Source organism: Mesorhizobium sp. ArgA1, assembly GCF_053714375.1.
On record NZ_JBSKBQ010000164.1, the window covers coordinates 1 to 347 of the forward strand.

Sequence of the window (347 nt, forward strand, 5' to 3'; positions counted from 1 at the left end):
CTTATGTAACAGTTCGCTGTCGTCTCCTTTATTCCAAGTATTTGTGCAGTTTCCCAGGTCGTTTTTCCGGCGGCCGCCCACACGAGGACGTCCGTTTCTCTTTTCGTTAGCCTTTTAACCCCGACACAATCGTTGCACGGCGCTTTGTTCTTGGCAGCCTGAACGTTGAAAACCGGATTCGCGCAGGCCATGCGTAAGGCGCTCGTCTCTGGGGTCGGAACACAGTCTTTCATCGCACATACTCCTTTCAATTGGGTGGGAGACTTAAACCGGTTGGTGAGGCCGGGTGCCGGCGACGGTCGGCCTGGATCCCGAGGCCATTTTACGGAGGTGGCAGACATGTGGGC

Annotated in this window: 1 protein-coding gene; it reads right to left on the reverse strand. The window is 55.6% G+C overall.

The window, feature by feature from the left end:
• A partial coding sequence (locus ACWGTI_RS32825) for a helix-turn-helix domain-containing protein (protein WP_454590701.1) occupies window positions 1-233 on the reverse strand: 233 nt, incomplete at its 3' end.
• Between the last annotated feature and the right edge of the window lie 114 nt (window positions 234-347).